The sequence below is a fragment of the Rania fehmarnensis genome (assembly GCF_056494185.1).
Genome location: NZ_CM151398.1, coordinates 1433782 through 1449868 on the forward strand (window position 1 = coordinate 1433782; position 16087 = coordinate 1449868).

The 16087-nt window shown below is 55.3% G+C and carries 8 protein-coding genes; 7 read left to right on the plus strand and 1 reads right to left on the minus strand.

Features of this window, described 5'->3' with window-relative positions:
* Positions 1 to 38 precede the first annotated feature (38 nt).
* Positions 39 to 9131, minus strand: coding sequence for a beta strand repeat-containing protein (locus SH573x_RS04475; protein WP_479353132.1), 9093 nt, complete (start codon positions 9129 to 9131; stop codon positions 39 to 41).
* 326 nt (positions 9132 to 9457) lie between these two features.
* On the opposite strand from SH573x_RS04475, the gene SH573x_RS04480 reads away from it, so the two are divergent.
* From SH573x_RS04480 to SH573x_RS04510, 7 genes are all read left to right on the plus strand, one after another.
* The gene (locus SH573x_RS04480; protein ID WP_479353133.1) at positions 9458 to 9778 is read left to right on the plus strand and encodes an FHA domain-containing protein; all 321 of its coding nucleotides are present in this window, start codon (positions 9458 to 9460) and stop codon (positions 9776 to 9778) included.
* A 611-nt stretch (positions 9779 to 10389) separates the two neighbouring features.
* Positions 10390 to 10938 carry an RNA polymerase sigma factor gene (locus SH573x_RS04485; RefSeq protein ID WP_479353134.1) on the plus strand — a complete coding sequence of 183 codons (549 nt, stop codon included), beginning with the start codon at positions 10390 to 10392 and terminating at the stop codon, positions 10936 to 10938.
* Positions 10925 to 11542 carry a hypothetical protein gene (locus SH573x_RS04490; RefSeq protein ID WP_479353135.1) on the plus strand — a complete coding sequence of 206 codons (618 nt, stop codon included), beginning with the start codon at positions 10925 to 10927 and terminating at the stop codon, positions 11540 to 11542. Before SH573x_RS04485 ends, SH573x_RS04490 begins: the two co-directional genes overlap by 14 nt.
* Positions 11543 to 11576: 34 nt before the next feature.
* Positions 11577 to 13130, plus strand: a complete 1554-nt coding sequence (locus SH573x_RS04495; protein ID WP_479353136.1) for an SGNH/GDSL hydrolase family protein — start codon at positions 11577 to 11579, stop codon at positions 13128 to 13130.
* A 63-nt stretch (positions 13131 to 13193) separates the two neighbouring features.
* Complete coding sequence (locus SH573x_RS04500; RefSeq protein ID WP_479353137.1) at positions 13194 to 14708, plus strand: DUF1559 family PulG-like putative transporter; 1515 nt, start codon at positions 13194 to 13196, stop codon at positions 14706 to 14708.
* A 160-nt stretch (positions 14709 to 14868) separates the two neighbouring features.
* Positions 14869 to 15252 carry a hypothetical protein gene (locus SH573x_RS04505; RefSeq protein WP_479353138.1) on the plus strand — a complete coding sequence of 128 codons (384 nt, stop codon included), beginning with the start codon at positions 14869 to 14871 and terminating at the stop codon, positions 15250 to 15252.
* A gap of 203 nt (positions 15253 to 15455) precedes the next feature.
* Positions 15456 to 15908: a hypothetical protein gene (locus SH573x_RS04510; RefSeq protein ID WP_479353139.1), complete on the plus strand. Its 453-nt coding sequence runs from the start codon at positions 15456 to 15458 to the stop codon at positions 15906 to 15908.
* Positions 15909 to 16087: the final 179 nt, after the last annotated feature.

A 16087-nucleotide genomic window follows, 5' to 3' on the forward strand; every position in this document is an offset into this window, starting at 1 on the left:
GCACAGGGATGGTGGTTTATCGAAGGCATGGTATCAATTCACTGATCATCCATCTGAGAGTTGAAACGTTGCATCAGCCTGCGCCGCCGTCGCGCGGCCGAGGACAGTTCGACAGTCTGACCTGTGCCCGCAGCAGTGCTCATCCATTGCAGCACGTCACCCGCATGCAGTTTGTCGTTCTGTAACATCATGAGCGTACCGACCATGATACCGCTAGCAGCAAGTCGGCTTTCCCAGTGGCCAGGCATACCTTGATCATGAGGGGGCCAGTCGTAAGAGGTCCTGCTGCCTGACGACTGGTTTGACCATGGATAAACGTGCTCGAGCATGTTTTGAGATTGGTCTTCTGGACGGGGTGTTGGCTTCAATTCACCACTCGCATCGGCGGGAGCGGGCAGTGGCACGCTGAGCGGCTGGTCGGCAGGGTCATCAGGTAGGATGAGTGGACGATCCGCAGGTTGCTCTTCGGGCCAATCTCGCAGCGAGAAAATCTCCAAGACCGTCTCTTCATCCCCATCCTGCTGAATGATCGCGTAAGCTCCTGATGATTGTTCAGGGTCATCGGCGAACTCAGCTTTGAAACGATCGAGGTCTTGAGCCGAAGGAATTCCGCCTGCCCCAACGTTCAGTTGTTGTACTCGCGTGCGCTGAAGTTGTTTAGACGTTTGACGGCTTTCGAAAACGTCTTCGTTAACTTCATCAGCGCTTTGAATCTTATCAGCACTTGGCAGTTCGTTCTGTTCGACTTGCCCGTTGTTGTTGGCATCATCAAACGATACGCGATATACGATGACTTCGAAGGGACGCTGAACGATCGTCTGCAATTCGGGCAGTTGGTTGATTTGCAACGGAGCGGCCGTGCTGAGTTCAGCTAGCGGGACGAGTGTCGGCAGCTCGGGCTCTAGGGGAATCGGTTCGGGCGGCATTTCAGTAGCCCCTTGCGTACCATCGGCGCTCACACCGGTGATCACATGAAATTCGTACGCCAGGTCTTGAATCGTCTGGGCACTATCGGCCCCTTGAAAGAAGAAGAAGTCATCGGCTCGACGCACAATAGCAACCGTCGCCAGATCCTGGTTGGCAAACAGAAACTCTTGAGTAAATGGAATAGCCCGAGTGAACACGGCAGTTTGGTCAGGTGCCGGCACGGCATCGATGGCGGACAGATTTACAGGCCGCACCGGTGCGAACACTTCCCGTCCTACATCGCCCTGTGTATCAAACTCCTGCACCAGCCCGTCGGCATAGCCGACGTAGATGCTGAAGCCCTCTTCGGTTGCTTGACCGAACTGCATCACGACGCGTTGCAGCACCAATCGCAAGGGGTCCGCTTCGCCGATAAAAGGCGCATTTTGCAAGCCGAAAGCGTTGATGAGTACGTTTTGCGTGGTCAACTCGTGCCCCACACCCTCGCCGCCATTGAATACAACCCCGCGTAACCCGCCCAGCACTTCGCGACCCGCCTGGCCTACATCGAATTGTGCATACTCGATGAAACCGACTCGTTGGCTGACCGGGCTTTGCAGGCTGCGACTATCCAACCGGTCGGTGGTAATTTCGCTGCCAGGTTGCAAGGCCAGCTGGCCACTGGCCACTAGCACGATACCACCTTCCACATTGGTATTGCTGAGCGTGCGAATCGGGCCGGTGACACTCAAGTCACCGCCATCGATCGTTTCGATGTACACATTGGGCTTGTTGGGTACGACCAGTTGCAACAGGTCGCCCGCTACGACACTGCGCACATTCAGATCGCCGCGATTGACCAGCATCAGCGCGTAATCATCTGCGTACTTGCCGCGGAAGTCATAACGTCCGACGGTATCGTTCAACGTGGCATAGTTACCGGTCAGGCCGACCGCGCTGGTTAATACTCCATTGCCGCTCGAGTCCCGACCGTCGAGTCGTTCAAAGAGACGCGTGCTTTCATTGGCGGCGATGTCATTGACGCGTTGCCAACTCGGTGAATCCAAGTGTCCGAACATTCCGACTTGCGCATCCAGTCGCGCGACTGTCACATCATGCAAGTGGGCATAAGTGCCTGCTCTCAGCGTGAGTAACGTCCCACTACCAATTTGAGTGCCAACGATTTTCGCATTGGATGAACTCTCATCAATAAAGCTGAACGCCACCAGGCTAATGTCACCGCGGCCTTGAATGCCTGTGTCGAGTACGATGCTGCCGCTCAGTGGAGCGGACAATCCACTGAAGTCATTGGTGCGCAGCAGGATGTCGCCTAAGCCACGATTTAGGATGCCCAGCTGATCTTGATCGGCACCGTCGGTGATCAGCAGTCTTCCAGAGGCGACCGTAAGTTCGATATTGCCACTGCCGGTCAGTTCAACATCATTCAAACTGCCGAGTGAATCCGCTACTGAGATCAACGTGGTCGTGCTGCGAAACTCGGCTTGTCGAACATCTAGGCTTATGGAAACTGCCGAAGCCTGGCCCACGATTAACTGACCACCGGCAGCGACTTCAAACAGATGGATGCCTGATGATGCGCTGGCAGCCACCGTCGCCACTTCGGTTTCCAGTGACTGGCCGATTGTTCCCAGCGAATTAGCCGCGCTGGCCCGAAGCTGAGTCGCTCGCACATTGGTATTGGCGTTAGCTGTATCGTTGGCGTCAAAGATACTGCCTCCGGACGACAAGGCAACATGCGATGCGCTAACCAGGCCAAGCGCCAAATCGCCACCGGATTGCAGCAGGGCATTCCCCGCGCCGCTAGCCAAAATTGAGGCTGAAGATTGCATCGTCAGGGTGCCCGCGGCATCGATAAATACATTGCCAGTTGTCGCCATGTTCCCAGCCAGGTTCACGTGCCGATCAGCCAGTAGACCAACATCACCCGCTTGCGACGCGATGGAAGCGTTCAGTCGAATATCTTGGTCGATCGCGGAATTGGCGCTCACACGCCGAGCATCGAATAAGATATCGCCGCGACCGCTGACGATTTGTCCATCCAGAGCGATGCCGTCGCTGCTTTCGCCGCGCGTAGCGTTGAAGGACCGCACCAGAATTGTTCCATCACCGGCAGTGGTAATGGCTGTGTTCAAGCGTATATCGTCGTCGGCCACGAGGCTGATGTGGCCTGAACCGCTGGAGATGCCAACTAATTGTTGACTGACGATGTCACTACCACTGCCGAAAGCTCGCAGCAATATGTCGCCACTGCCGCCAACAGTTACCGCATTGGCATCTTGATCGTTACCTGGGGTAAGTATCAATTGACCAGCATCGACGCGCAGTTTGATGGATCCGTTCCCTAACGACTCTAGATCATTGAGCGTAGCGATAGTGCGCACCACACGATTGCCTGCTTCGGTTAGCTGCTGCGTCGTGCTGCGGAAGTCGACCTGCTGGAGGACCAGTTCGGTGCTCAATCCAGTGACGTGACCAACAGTGAGGTTGCCGCCTGCGGCCAGTTGTTGTAAGTAGATGCCGCCCGCGTTTGCTTGAGCGGCTACTGTGGTTACTTCCAAATCGATCGCAAAGAGGTTTTGCTGCGCAGTGGTCGACGCTGGATCAGGCCCACCGATCGCCTGACCCGCCCGCAGACTCAGATGCTCAGCGCGAATATTGGTCGCAATGATGGCGGAGGCACGAGCGTCATTGTTATCGTGAATCGATCCCACGGCCTGCACGGCTACATGATCCGCTTCCAGCAAGCTGAGTTCAATGTTAGCACCGCTGTTAATGAGTATCGCGCCGGTGGCTGTGCTGCGCGTCGCAGTCGACATGGTGACGCCCTGGCCCGCGTCCATCATCAAGTTGCCAGCTATTTCGATGTTCGCAGTCTGCACAAGCTGCCCGGCGGTGATCACTCCGACATCGGCACCAGATCGAAGGACGCTACCGAGCGTTGTGTTGGCTTGCGAACTCAGCAGAATATCGCCGCGGACAGTGGTGATCTGTGCGCTAGTGACGATGCCATCACTGTTGCCCGCATCGAGCTTGAGATTCTGAGCTTGCACATAGATCGTGCCAGCCTGGCCAGTTTGCAGAGTCCCGGCCAGGTTGATATCGTCGCTGGCCTTCAAAGTGATGTGACCAGTACCGCTGACAATGGCGGCTTGCGTTTGCAGGTCATGTCCGCTCCCTCGAGTCTCCAACAGGATATTGCCACTGGTAGACTGAATTCCGAAGGTGCCCAGCGTGCCGGCAGCCACCGTCAAGTTGCCGTCGTTAACTACCAGTTTGATGGGCCCCGCGGTGGTAATCAAATCTTCACTGGCTGCCTGATCGGCCGTGCTCGCAATTGTGTGGCGCGTGCTGTTAAAGTTGACCCGCTGGGCAGTAACTTGGATCGACTGCGCGGCGATGGCATCGATGACTATTGCCCCGCCCACGGAGACTTCTTGCAAGTAAATGCCGCTGGCGGCGCGGGCCGCCAGCGTACCGAGGGCATTGTTGCCAAGCCGACCGAGATGCAAATCGATCGCGTTAGCATTAGCATCGGCTGCGTTGTTCAGGTCACTATCGCCGATGCTGTTGCCCGCCAGCATGACCAATTGATTGGCTCGAATGTTTTCACTGGCCGCGTTGGCATCGCTGATATTGGTACCAGCGTCCAATCCCACATAGGCGGCTTGCAGATAGCCGAGTTCAAGATTGCCGGTAGCGTGGACTACAAGGTTTCCAGCCGCCACTACCTGGCTTTGGCTACCCATCAGCAAATTAGTTGATGTATAAAGTATTGCGTGCTGGTCGCTTTGGATCGAACCACTGAGTATCAGGTCACCGCTGGCTCTTACGGAAATGCTACCCGCGACCGTAATCTCGCCCGCTGAATCGAGCGCAGTGCCGCTTTGCAGCAGGACACTTCCTTGGCGAGAGGTGACGCGACTGAGGGTGTCAAGCGTGATAGTGCGCGCGAAGGCAACTATGTCGCGCTGAGCATCCAGTGTGGCAGCCAGCACAAATGAGTTGCCCGCATCAATATCGATAAGGCCGGATCGCGAGCGCACCCCGGCATCCGGCTGCACAACGATGCTGCCACTTCCGCTGCGAGTGGCCAGCAATACGTCGCCCGCGGCATCGATCGCCAGCAGATCGCGGTTGCTGCCGGGATTTAAGGTCAGGTCGCCACTAGTCAACACAAGCTTAATCACGCCATCGCCGCTGGTACGCAGATCGGATAAGGCGGTATCGTTCCATAGTGTGGAACGGCCATCAAATTGAAGCTGCTCGCCGGTGATCACACCAGTGTCATCGATTTGCAGACTACCCGCTTGCTGCAGGTAAATGCCTTGACTGCTGTGCGCGGCCAAGCGGGAGGCGCTAATCGTAATAGCCTGGATGTTAGCGCTAGGATTACCATTGCCTGGGTCGGCCGCACCGATACCGCCGCTGCCATCACGATCAGCATCGGCCACGATGCGCAGTCGCCCTGTTTCAATGTTGGTAGCGGCCCCTTGACCCGCAGCTCTGAGTACACTGCCGCTGGCAATCAAACTAACTGCGCCCGATTCTCGGTTGCCATCCACGGTGTCGAGAAAACCCAACACGATATCGCCATCATTTTTCGACTCTAGACGAATCACTCCAGCCGTGTTACTGATGCTGGCACCGGCGGACATGTGTATGCCATCACCATTGGGAGTCGTGTTGTCCGCATTGCCTGCTGAGACGAAGACGCTGGCGCCGTTGGTGGTGATGTTGGCTGCGATCGCTACGTCATCGCTTGCCAGGATCGAGATGTTTCCGGAGCCTGATTGCACGTCGACTTGCATCTGGACATCGCCGGTGACCGAATGCAGCAAAATATCGCCGCTGGTGCTCGTGACACCAGAGCGATTGAGAGCCAAGAACCCTGCGGGAGTGACAATGAGCTGGCCGGCATCGACCAGGAAGAAGATATCGCCAGTGCCGGCTGTATGCGCTACGCGCAGATCACCTCCGCTAGCTAATTCGTGAATGCGAATTGAATGGCTGACTGGTTGACCGGCTAGCTGATTCAAGGTGACATCGATGGCATAGACATCGGTTTCAATCGCATCGGCGCTGCCGATTCCGCTGAAGCCTGCGAGTGTCACCAGCGCTCCAGTGAATGGTGCGAGCAGGTTGACAACTCCGTCGGCATCACCCGCGTCAAGTATCGACAGAGACGTACTCGCGATATGCACGGCATTCTGCGTATTGTTGGCCGACTGAACCGAACTGAGCGTGATTGAATCAGCAGCCGCAAGACGCACCTGGGCGCCTAGATTGATTGCCTGCCCGGCGAGTGAAAATGACGACGTTGGCGTAATGCCTGGTTGGTAAACAAGACTGACATCGCGACCAGCCAAGACTACGGTGGCACTGGCCATCGCAAGTTCGCCACCGCCGGTCGCCGCATCACCATTGGCATCGGCAGTCATCGTAATGTTGCCGAAGATGGTCGTGACAATTCCACTACGCAGGACCAAGTCGTCGTCAGTCTCGAGCGTAATATCGCCATTGTCGGTCAGCAGGACCGCATCAATGAACAAGTCGAAGTCACTATTGCCAACCTCTAAGTGAATCGAACCAGTACTGGAGTTCGAGTTATCGTTCCCTGCAATACAGTCATCCAAGACCGACAGATGCACATCCGTAGAAACAAAGAGACTGCCGGCGCGCGAGAGCGTTTGCAAGGCAATGTGGTTCTGATTCAAATCAATTAGTGACACCGGAGCCAGTGAGGACCACGTGACATGCATGCTGCCGCTGGTGGTGCCATCGAAGTGACGCACGTTCAGCGATAACGTTTCATCGTTAGGTGCGGTATCTTGTGCGCTGCCTGAGATAAAGAGCAAGCGATCCGCGGTAAGTGTTAGTGGCCGACTGGAAGTGATGTCCGCTCCTTCAATGCGCATATCACCGGAGACGGTGACTGGGCCGCTGAGCGTTACGGTACCTGTACCGTTTCGATCGGCATCGGCAATGAGCGCTAGGTGACGAACCGCCAACTGGCTGTTCGACAAGTCCAGATCGCCGGCCGATTGCAGCCAGGCGGTGCCGGCGGCCACCGTCAGCGATCCACCAACCACTGGATCGAGGGCCACTATGCCGCTTTGAGCCGTCGCGGAGAGATTGTTTCGCGCGAGCACTTCGATCGGCGCAGCCAGTCCAGTGAAGAATGTACTGGGAGCTTGGCCGATGTTGCCGCCATTGGCAAGCAGAACGACGTTATAGCCTTCGATATCCAGATTGTCGTTGGCGCCATCGCCCTCGGTTAAATCCTGCCCGGCTGTCAAGCGGATGGTGTTGGTCCCGCCGCTACTAACACTGGCAACCGAAATGCTGCCTGGAGACTCAACGGTAATGGACCCATCAGCTGTCGTGAGTGTTCGCAACCAGATGTCATCTCGCTCACGAATGACCAGGTCGCCAGCGGCCGTTAATTGCGCTTCGAGTGAGTCGACTTGGGTATCCAGCCGCGCGAAATCGGCGGCAGTGATGCTCAGATGATGCGTGGTGACTTCGACGACCAGTGGGCTCGATTCGATGATTCTGCCACGCTGACCATCGTTGGCGCCGCTACTAGTGTGATCTTGATCAGCGAGCAGCGCGACCTGATGCTGCGCACTACCGCTAGTCTGGATGCGGCCGGTGTTGAACAAGATATCATCGCCAGCGATGAAGGTGAGTTGGCTGGCTGTGTTGGCATTCAGAAGAACGGTAGCGCCCGAGTTGATCGACAGGTGATCGTTGGCATGCGCGCTATTGCCGGCGATGAACGTGGTGGATGCGCCAACTGTAATATCAGCGTTGATCGACAGCGGACTATGAGCTACCAGTGTGCCACCGCCCGTGGCAAACGATGGGCCACTGATGCTCAGTCCACCACGATGATCGGTGACTTGTATGTTTCCGCCCGTAGAAAAAATGAGGTTGGCAGCATCGATGTCGATGTCGTCTACCTGGCCGGTATGCTGGAGTGAGCGCAAGATGATCGTGCCATTGGCGGCGGATAAATTCAAAGGCGCGGCAGTGGGACTGTCAGGGTCATTGGGTGTAGTATCGATGATCGACGATTGGGCATCAATCTCGATTGCTTGACCACCGGTGTTGTTGGTCTCTATGTGGCTGATAACGATCGAGCCGCCAAAGGCTCCCAGGTTGGAAAGTTTGATCTGACCGCTAGTGGAGCTGATCGAAGTTAATTGCTCCATGCGGATTCCATCATCGCTGTCGCCATCGAGTGCATCCAAGTTGGCGACGAGCGTAACATGGCCGGTCTTGGTGGCGACCAGGGCGTTTCCGCGCAGCTCGATTTGATCATCGCTAAATAGATCGATGGAGCCAATTTGTGTTTCCAACTGGCCGTGAATGATCAGGTCGGAGTTTGGTCCGTGGCTGTGCAGCTGGAGGTCGGTCAGCGCGTTGATCGAGGCATCTTTGGCAACTTCGATGGTACCCGTCGAAAGGATGCTTACTTGTCCAGCGGTATTACTGTTGAGGATGAGTGTCGAAGTATCCGCTGGGCTGGCATCTTCGTGGATCACAATTTCGGAGTTGGGATGATTGAACGAGACTGAATTGAAATGTATCTGGTCGTTCCGTTGTTGTCCCAGATCGACAAACTGGGCATCGAGCTGCGTGTGGCCGCCGACGGTCAGGTGGGCTTGATCGACGTTGCGAACGGTATGACTCTGGCTGTCGACGGTTAGATTGCCAGCGACATTGACTTGGCCGGAGATAACTATTTCTTGACGAGCGCTCAGTTCGAGACTGTTATCGAGCGTCAGTGAGCCGGCCAGCTCGATATGATCGGATTGGATGTTGGCGGATCGTAGTTGAAATGAACTCAGCCAAGTGAAGCTGCCGTTACCTGAGTCGGTAACGGCGAGCGAATTGAGGTCTTGCAGCAGACCATGGAATTCGGCAGCATCGCGTGTGTGGTTACCGTTTTCATCGACGAAGAATTCAGCACCGGCCGGATCGGTTTGAAGGCTGGCTGCTGAGCCGTCCGAGAGGGCGATGGTCAGCAATCCGGCATCGAGCGCAGAGGTGACTGAAAGAACGCGGCGCGGCTCGAGTTGCCGAAAGGTCAGCGGTGGGATCTGGGCAGCAAACTGACGGCGATTCCGCTCTCGACGAGAGGCGGTGAGCCGCTTGAGCCATCGGCCGATGCGAGCGATTTGTGTTGACAAACGACTCATGGAAGGCATGTTCGGGAAATGCATGAACTGCGGCCGTTGATGAGATTCTCCGGGGATGCTAGTCGTTATCCAGAGTGCTCGCCGTGGGTCTGGAAATATCAACCTGCAGTCTAGTTTGAAATGCTTCAAAAAGAAAGGAATTTGCGGCTTTCGGCTATGAAGAGGGGGAAGTTGGCAAGCATAATGAATTGGAGATGGCGATTCTGGATGGTTTTCGAAAGAATTGACCGATAAGACAGTAGCCTGGCTCAGTGGGTTGGAAAAACGTATGGCTACTCACAGCGAGCGTAACTTGTTTAGACGGCTGCGTGCAATTGGCCCACAAAATGGTTGGTGTATTTGAGGTTATCGAAGGTCCAGCCAAGGGCAAGCGATTTTGGTTGCATCCCAACCAGAGCTTGTCCGTGGGGCGCATATCGACTGCCGATATCTCTGTGCCCACCGATAGTCACATGTCGCGCCATCATTTGATACTAGAAGCCAATCGCGACTTGATTCGCGTGCGTGACGTTGGCAGCGCCAATGGCACCTTCGTCAACAATTCTCGCATCAACTCTTTAGAACTGTTCAGTGGCGACCGCGTGCAAGCGGGTACTACCATTATTGAACTCTCCGCCATCATGGACGAAGAACCGCTCGAATCGTAACGCAGCTGTTCCCTCGTTTAACCCGTAGCCGCCAGGCGAGGCGCACCCAGTGTAGCGACTCTACACCCGAATCGTTTAACCCGTAGCCGCCAGGCGAGGCGCACCCAGTGTAGCGACTCTACACCCGAATTGTTTAACCCGCAGCCGCCAGGCGAGGCGCACCCAGTGTAGCGACTCTACACTCGAATCGTTTAACCCGCAGCCGCCAGGCGAGGCGCACCCAGTGTAGCGACTCTACACTCGAATCGTTTAACCCGTAGCCGCCAGGCGAGGCGCACCCAGTGTAGCGACTCTACACCCGAATTGTTTAACCCGTAGCCGCCAGGCGAGGCGCACCCAGTGTAGCGACTCTACACCCGAATTGTTTAACCCGCAGCCGCCAGGCGAGGCGCACCCAGTGTAGCGACTCTACACCCGTAACGTCTAACCCGTAGCCCAGGTAAACGCAGAGTTGGTTAGCAGGTTCGCCTCGCCTGGCGGCTACGGGTTAAACGACTCTGCTCTACAATCTGCTGCAAAAAAAATATTCTCGCATTTGTGAGATGACAAACTGCGGGTGACGTCCTTGTGAGTGAAGGCTCGGTGGTTGGTTCAACCTGTGGCGGCTGAATGTGGTTCCTCCTGAACAACTCTCCAAATTGTGGCATATGTATTCAGCCAGGTTGCTGCTGGTGGCGCGTGCGATCGGCGAACCGGCAGAGGATGCGGTCCAGGAAGCGTTCATTCGATTTAGCCAGCTTGACCATGTGCCTCACCAGCCTATGGCCTGGCTTGTCCGGGTCGTTCGTAACCAGCTCATTCAATGGCATCGTTCCGGCCAACGTCGGCAGCGCCGCGATCAGCTCTCATCGGCCGATCGCCAATGGTTTGTTGAAGATGATCCAGCCGATCGACTAGCGACACAAGAATTGACTTCTGCCCTTAAGCAGCTGCCCGAGACCGAACGGCAAATCATTGTGCTTCACCTGTGGGGTGAAATGACCTTCGAACAAATTGCATACGAAGTCGGTCTCAGCCGCGCTACGGCTCACCGGCGCTTTCACGAATCGATCGATCGCTTGCGGCGTGAACTGGAAGGCGAGTCAGCCTCCAATGGCCAGCCACCCGTATCGACGCCCGCCAACGCACAAACCAGCGGAGATAGTCATGAACAAACTTAACGATGATCCATCGAATCCAGCTCGCGAAGATCCAACTCGTGAAGACTTTATTCGACGGCTGGCCGCTCTGACAGCTGCTCCAGTCCCTGGCAATGCTCACGACTTGTTCTATCAAGCAGGCTTTCTGGCAGCATCCCAGCATCAGCAACGCCAGCATCGCTCGACGCTGCGCAAGGCCATCGCCGCTGCGGTGATGGCGGTGTGTATCACCAGTGTCGTCAGTTACCAACTCGGCTCTAGCGCCCGCGAAGCGCAGTTGGCCAATCGTCGACCGCCTAGCGCTGTGGAAGCCATAGCACCTGTCCAGCCCAGTTCGCCAGTTCAACCAGTGCAGGCACCGACTGGGCAGAATGTTCCCAGCCAATCGCCTGCGCTTGCCGCTGTTAGTACCAACGCAGTACCCAGTGGTTTGCTCTCGCGCTGGCTGCCCCAAGTGCTTACCAATCAAATGGATCGTCCGCTGAGCCTGATTGGTGCCAAGAGCGCTCAGGAGTCCGTTTCTTCAGCAGACGACAATAATTCTTCCACTGAATCCACCACCAGCTTACCGGCCGAACCCACTCTCAGACGCAGCGATTGGCAAACCATCCTGCCGACGCTGTAGACCAACCGCAACCGATTCCAGCCAGGAGCCCTTCATGCCTTATCATCGAGATCGATTTTGTTTGGTTAACCAGCCACAACGTCTGGTTGCGCTCGCGTCCACATTAGTTGGCCTCTGCTGGCTGATGTGTTTTCCGAGCGAGGTTCACGCGCAAATTCTGCGCCTGGACAAACCGGCTCCGGTGGTCGAGCCGGTTGAGTCTAGTCGTTCGCTGACTATCAGTCCGGCGGCTGAGGCATCACCCGCCTTGCGATATCGCTTGTGGGTACCTGAGGTTCGGCGTTCAGGCGGCAACGCGATCACGAATATGTTGCGAGCCAACGCGATGGTTCGAGAGGTCGGCAATCGACAACAACTCGATATGCAATGGAGTGAAAAATGGTCACCCTACGGCGAGCCTCAACCGATTGATCAGTTTCCCAAAGCGGAAGCCCGAGAGTACCTGGCCAAGTACCAAGCCGTGCTAGACGAGTTAGCCGAGATGGACAAGGCTTCACGTATCGACTACGAACAAAGATGGAATGAACTCAAGGGCGTTGATGTGCTATCCGTCTCGTTCCCAGAAATTCAACAGTCTCGACATCTGGCTCGACTTCTGCAGACTCAAGCGCGCCTGGCGATCGCGGAAGGACGCTTTGAGGATGCCATCCACTCGATACGTGTTGGCTTGCGCTTGAGCGAAGTTGTATCTCATATGGGCCGATCGTTTTTGATTGGAAAGTTAGTTGCTATTGCTATCTGCGGGGAAATGCTGGGTGAAGTCGAAACGCTCATCCAGCAACCAGGAGCCCCGAATCTATACTGGGCCCTCGCCAGTTGGCCCAGCGAACTCGACAATCTGCAGAGTGCTACTGAAGGTGAAATGGTGGCTATCGAGCGCATGTTCTATCGCCTGACAGAACTGCCGGAAGAACCCATCACCGACGCAGCCTGGCAAGCTCGTGTCATCGGTACCACCAATGACTTCGTTCAGATGACGAACAAATCTTCATTTGAAGATCCTGAAGCACAAAAGCGAGCTACAGCATTGTGGGCAGGTCTGAGCGTGTTGCTGTACGGTGATCAAGCCAAGGACTCCTTGCTCGCGGGTCAAACAGTTCAGAATTCAAACATCAGCTACTCCGAAGCACTCGTGCGACATACAGGCCAGGAATTGATCAGTATGCTGAACGATTACTTCAAATGGTCGTTACTCTCGTTGGATACTACTGTGTACCGCGAGCGCACTGAGACCCTAATCAACCGCGCGAGGGCCCAGTCGCTCAGTCCAGCCAGCCTGATAGTGTTGCAAACATTGCCCGCACTTTATTCGGTAAATGATGCGCATCGCCGCATGCTCAATCTTCGGAATCGGTTGATAACGCTCGAAGCCTTGAGAGCCTATGCCGCAGCGCATGATGCAACGCTGCCTGAAGCATTGCCTGGTCAACGGGACGACGATGTTGCGGCGCTGCCAGCTTGGAAAACCGCCATTGATGGCCAGGCTTTCGACTATACGCGTACCAGCCCAACACAGGCGACGCTCAAGTATTCAGGCTCATGGCATTCCGATCCGCGTAGCCAGACGGAGTTGACACTTCGCAAGTAAGTCTTACGTGCCATCGCGTATTTGCCCATCCATACATCGGTATTTATTCAGGATCACCTTTCCATGTTGCGTGTAGACTATATCAAATTGTGCCTTGTTGTTATCGCGCTTATTTCACAGAGCCCCCAGTTCTGTGGCGCCCAAGCAACCACAAATTCTGCGGCTTTGGTTCGCCCGTATTTGGAGCCAACGACAGCCATCGTCGCCCACAGCGACTTGCAGCAAACTGACCAGCTCGTCCAGTGGCTGTCCGCACAGCTACCCACCATTCCACCTGACGTTAAACCACTCTTTGATCTGCTGAACAAGAAACAAATTGACGCGCTTGCGCAAGCGGGCGTCAAGGATGTCTATCTGACCTTTGCCCTGCAGGATATTCCGCAAGGCGAGGTGGTGGTGTTCCTGCCGACAACCAACACCAAAACCACCCAGCAGTTGGCCAACGAAGTACTCAAGAATTTGGCTCCCGGTCGTTTCGAAACAATCGATAGGCCAAACATGATCATTGTGGCTGGTAAAAATGCACGCCAGCGACAAATCGATAGTCAGCCGCGAACCAACGATCAATTACCAGCCAGTTTGCAGTCCTGTTTCGACACAGTCTGTGCACAACCGATCGCAGTTGGCCTTACGGTTGCCAAACCACTGCGCATGGAAGTCAGCAACCTCTGGCCTGATCAGTTGCCGATTGCATTACCATTGGCCGTTTCACCCAAGCAAGTTCTGCTTGATTCTCAGCATCTGGTGGCGGCAGTATCCAGCATGGCCACTCCGAAGTTGACCATCGAGCTCCGCAGCGATACATCGATAACAGCCAGTGGCGATCGCAACTACAAGTTGATGGATTCGATAGCCACGGCTCTCAAGCTCCTAGTCGGCCAGGTAGAAGTCCGTAGAGCTGATTCAGCGATACAGCTGATTGCCAATCAGGCAACGCTGGAGGCGGCTTTCAAACCGCTATCCGGTTCGGTCCTGCGTCAAGCCTCTGAGGCATCCGTCTCGAATATGCTCAAACAAATGATATTGGCATTGCACAATTATCACGAAGGAAACAACTATTTTCCACCACGCGAAACTCGCGACGCCACCGACCAGCCGCTCTTGAGTTGGCGTGTGCACATCTTGCCATATCTCGCCCAGCAGGAGTTGTACAACAAGTTCCATCTCGATGAACCTTGGGATAGTCCACATAACTTCAAGCTGGTAGCACAGATGCCAGATTTCTATCGTGTCGCAGGCGATGGAGTAGCTGATGGCCAAACCCGATTCGTCTTGCCTATGATGGAAGGTTCCGCCTGGTTTGGTGATGGACCACCGTTGAAGTTCAGCGACATCACCGATGGCACATCCAATACGATCGCCATCTACATTGCGCAGCCTCAGCAAGCGGTTACCTGGACCAAACCCGAAGAACCGACGCTGAACCCTGACAAGCTGGTCGAACAGCTGTTCGGCGCTGACGGTAAGTTATTTATCAGTCGCTTCGATGGCTCCGTCCAGCGACTGGCCAACACTATCGATCCCAAAACCTTGAAAGCTCTGCTAACTCATCGCGGCGGAGAAGTGATCGAAAATTGATCGCAGCGCGTACGGCAGCACTCGTATCCACCGCTGCCAAGCGGTGGAAGATCAAGCGTAATGCATCCACCGTCTGGTGACGGTGGCTACGGAAGGCTTCCACTACGGCGTATAATCGGTGGGGTAAGTTGTGCTTTTGAACGCCCCGAGGTCGAAAGTCATGTGGAAGTGCACCCAGTGCGATGAGATGGTCGAAGATAGATTGGATGCGTGCTGGAATTGTGGCACGACCAGCAATGGCATCGAAGATCTTAACTTTGAAACGCAGACAGCATCTGGCCAGCCAGAGGTCCAGACTTGCGCGCGGTGCGGCTCGCATAAAGTCATTCCCGGCGTGCGGCTGATGGATCACGTAACGCAGTTCATTACTGAAGATCTGAAGATCCGTTTTGATCGCGCGCCCAATGCATGGCTGTTCAAGGGGACTGAGACCGCGTCACTCTTAGCCAAAATTTGTTGTGGATGCGGGCTGGTCGAGTTACAAGCCACCGACCGCGAACGCATGTGGGCCGCCTATCAAGAACACCTAAACCGAGGGCGTTAGCCCTGGTTCCCACTCAAACGCCAAAAAAACCGAGGCTAAACGCCTACGGCTAGGATCAGTAACCGAGGCTAACGCCTACGGCTTAGTTGGGCGAATTTCGGAAAAATAGTTGGCGGACTGCAGGCAGCCATTTCCCTCTAGGTTGCGCAAGTCGTTTATCGAAACGGCGCTCGTACTTCCCTTGCTACCTGGAGACGCCCGAAATGTTACGCTCGAAGAAATTGCTCACTTTCGTATTGATGGCAGTGCTGGTCACGTCCTGCCTGTATTGGGCTACCCCGGCCACGGGTGCCAGCAGCAAACAGGTGACCTGTGTCATTAGCATGATTGTCGAAACTCGTAGCTCAGCCGGTGGGGTGAGCACTACAACCTATGAGAAAGAGTTTACTCTGTCTGACGGGCAAACCATCACCGACGATTTTTCTACGGCAACTCGCTTTCGTTTCATGGACGCAGCTTTGACCAAAGCCAATGGTGAATGGACTATGGATGTTTCTTGGTCCGCTGACACCTCGGTATTTAATGCGGTCGACTTGAATACACAAGTGGCCCTCGGTAACGGCCAGAAGACCAACAAAAGCGCTGGCAAACACGTGTTCTTCACCACCGGTCAGTCCGTAACGACCAACTACTCCATCGTCTGTTCGCTCGACTAATACACCTACGCCGAGGGAGTTAGCCCCGGTTTTTTGGAGTGCTGCGGCGTAGCCGTAGCTTTGATGTAATAACCAAACCGTACCGCAGCGGTTCCTGCTCAAACGTCGTGCACGTTCAGTAACCGAGGCTAACGCCTACGGCTTAGTTCAGTAACCGAGGCTAAGTTCCACATCCAGGG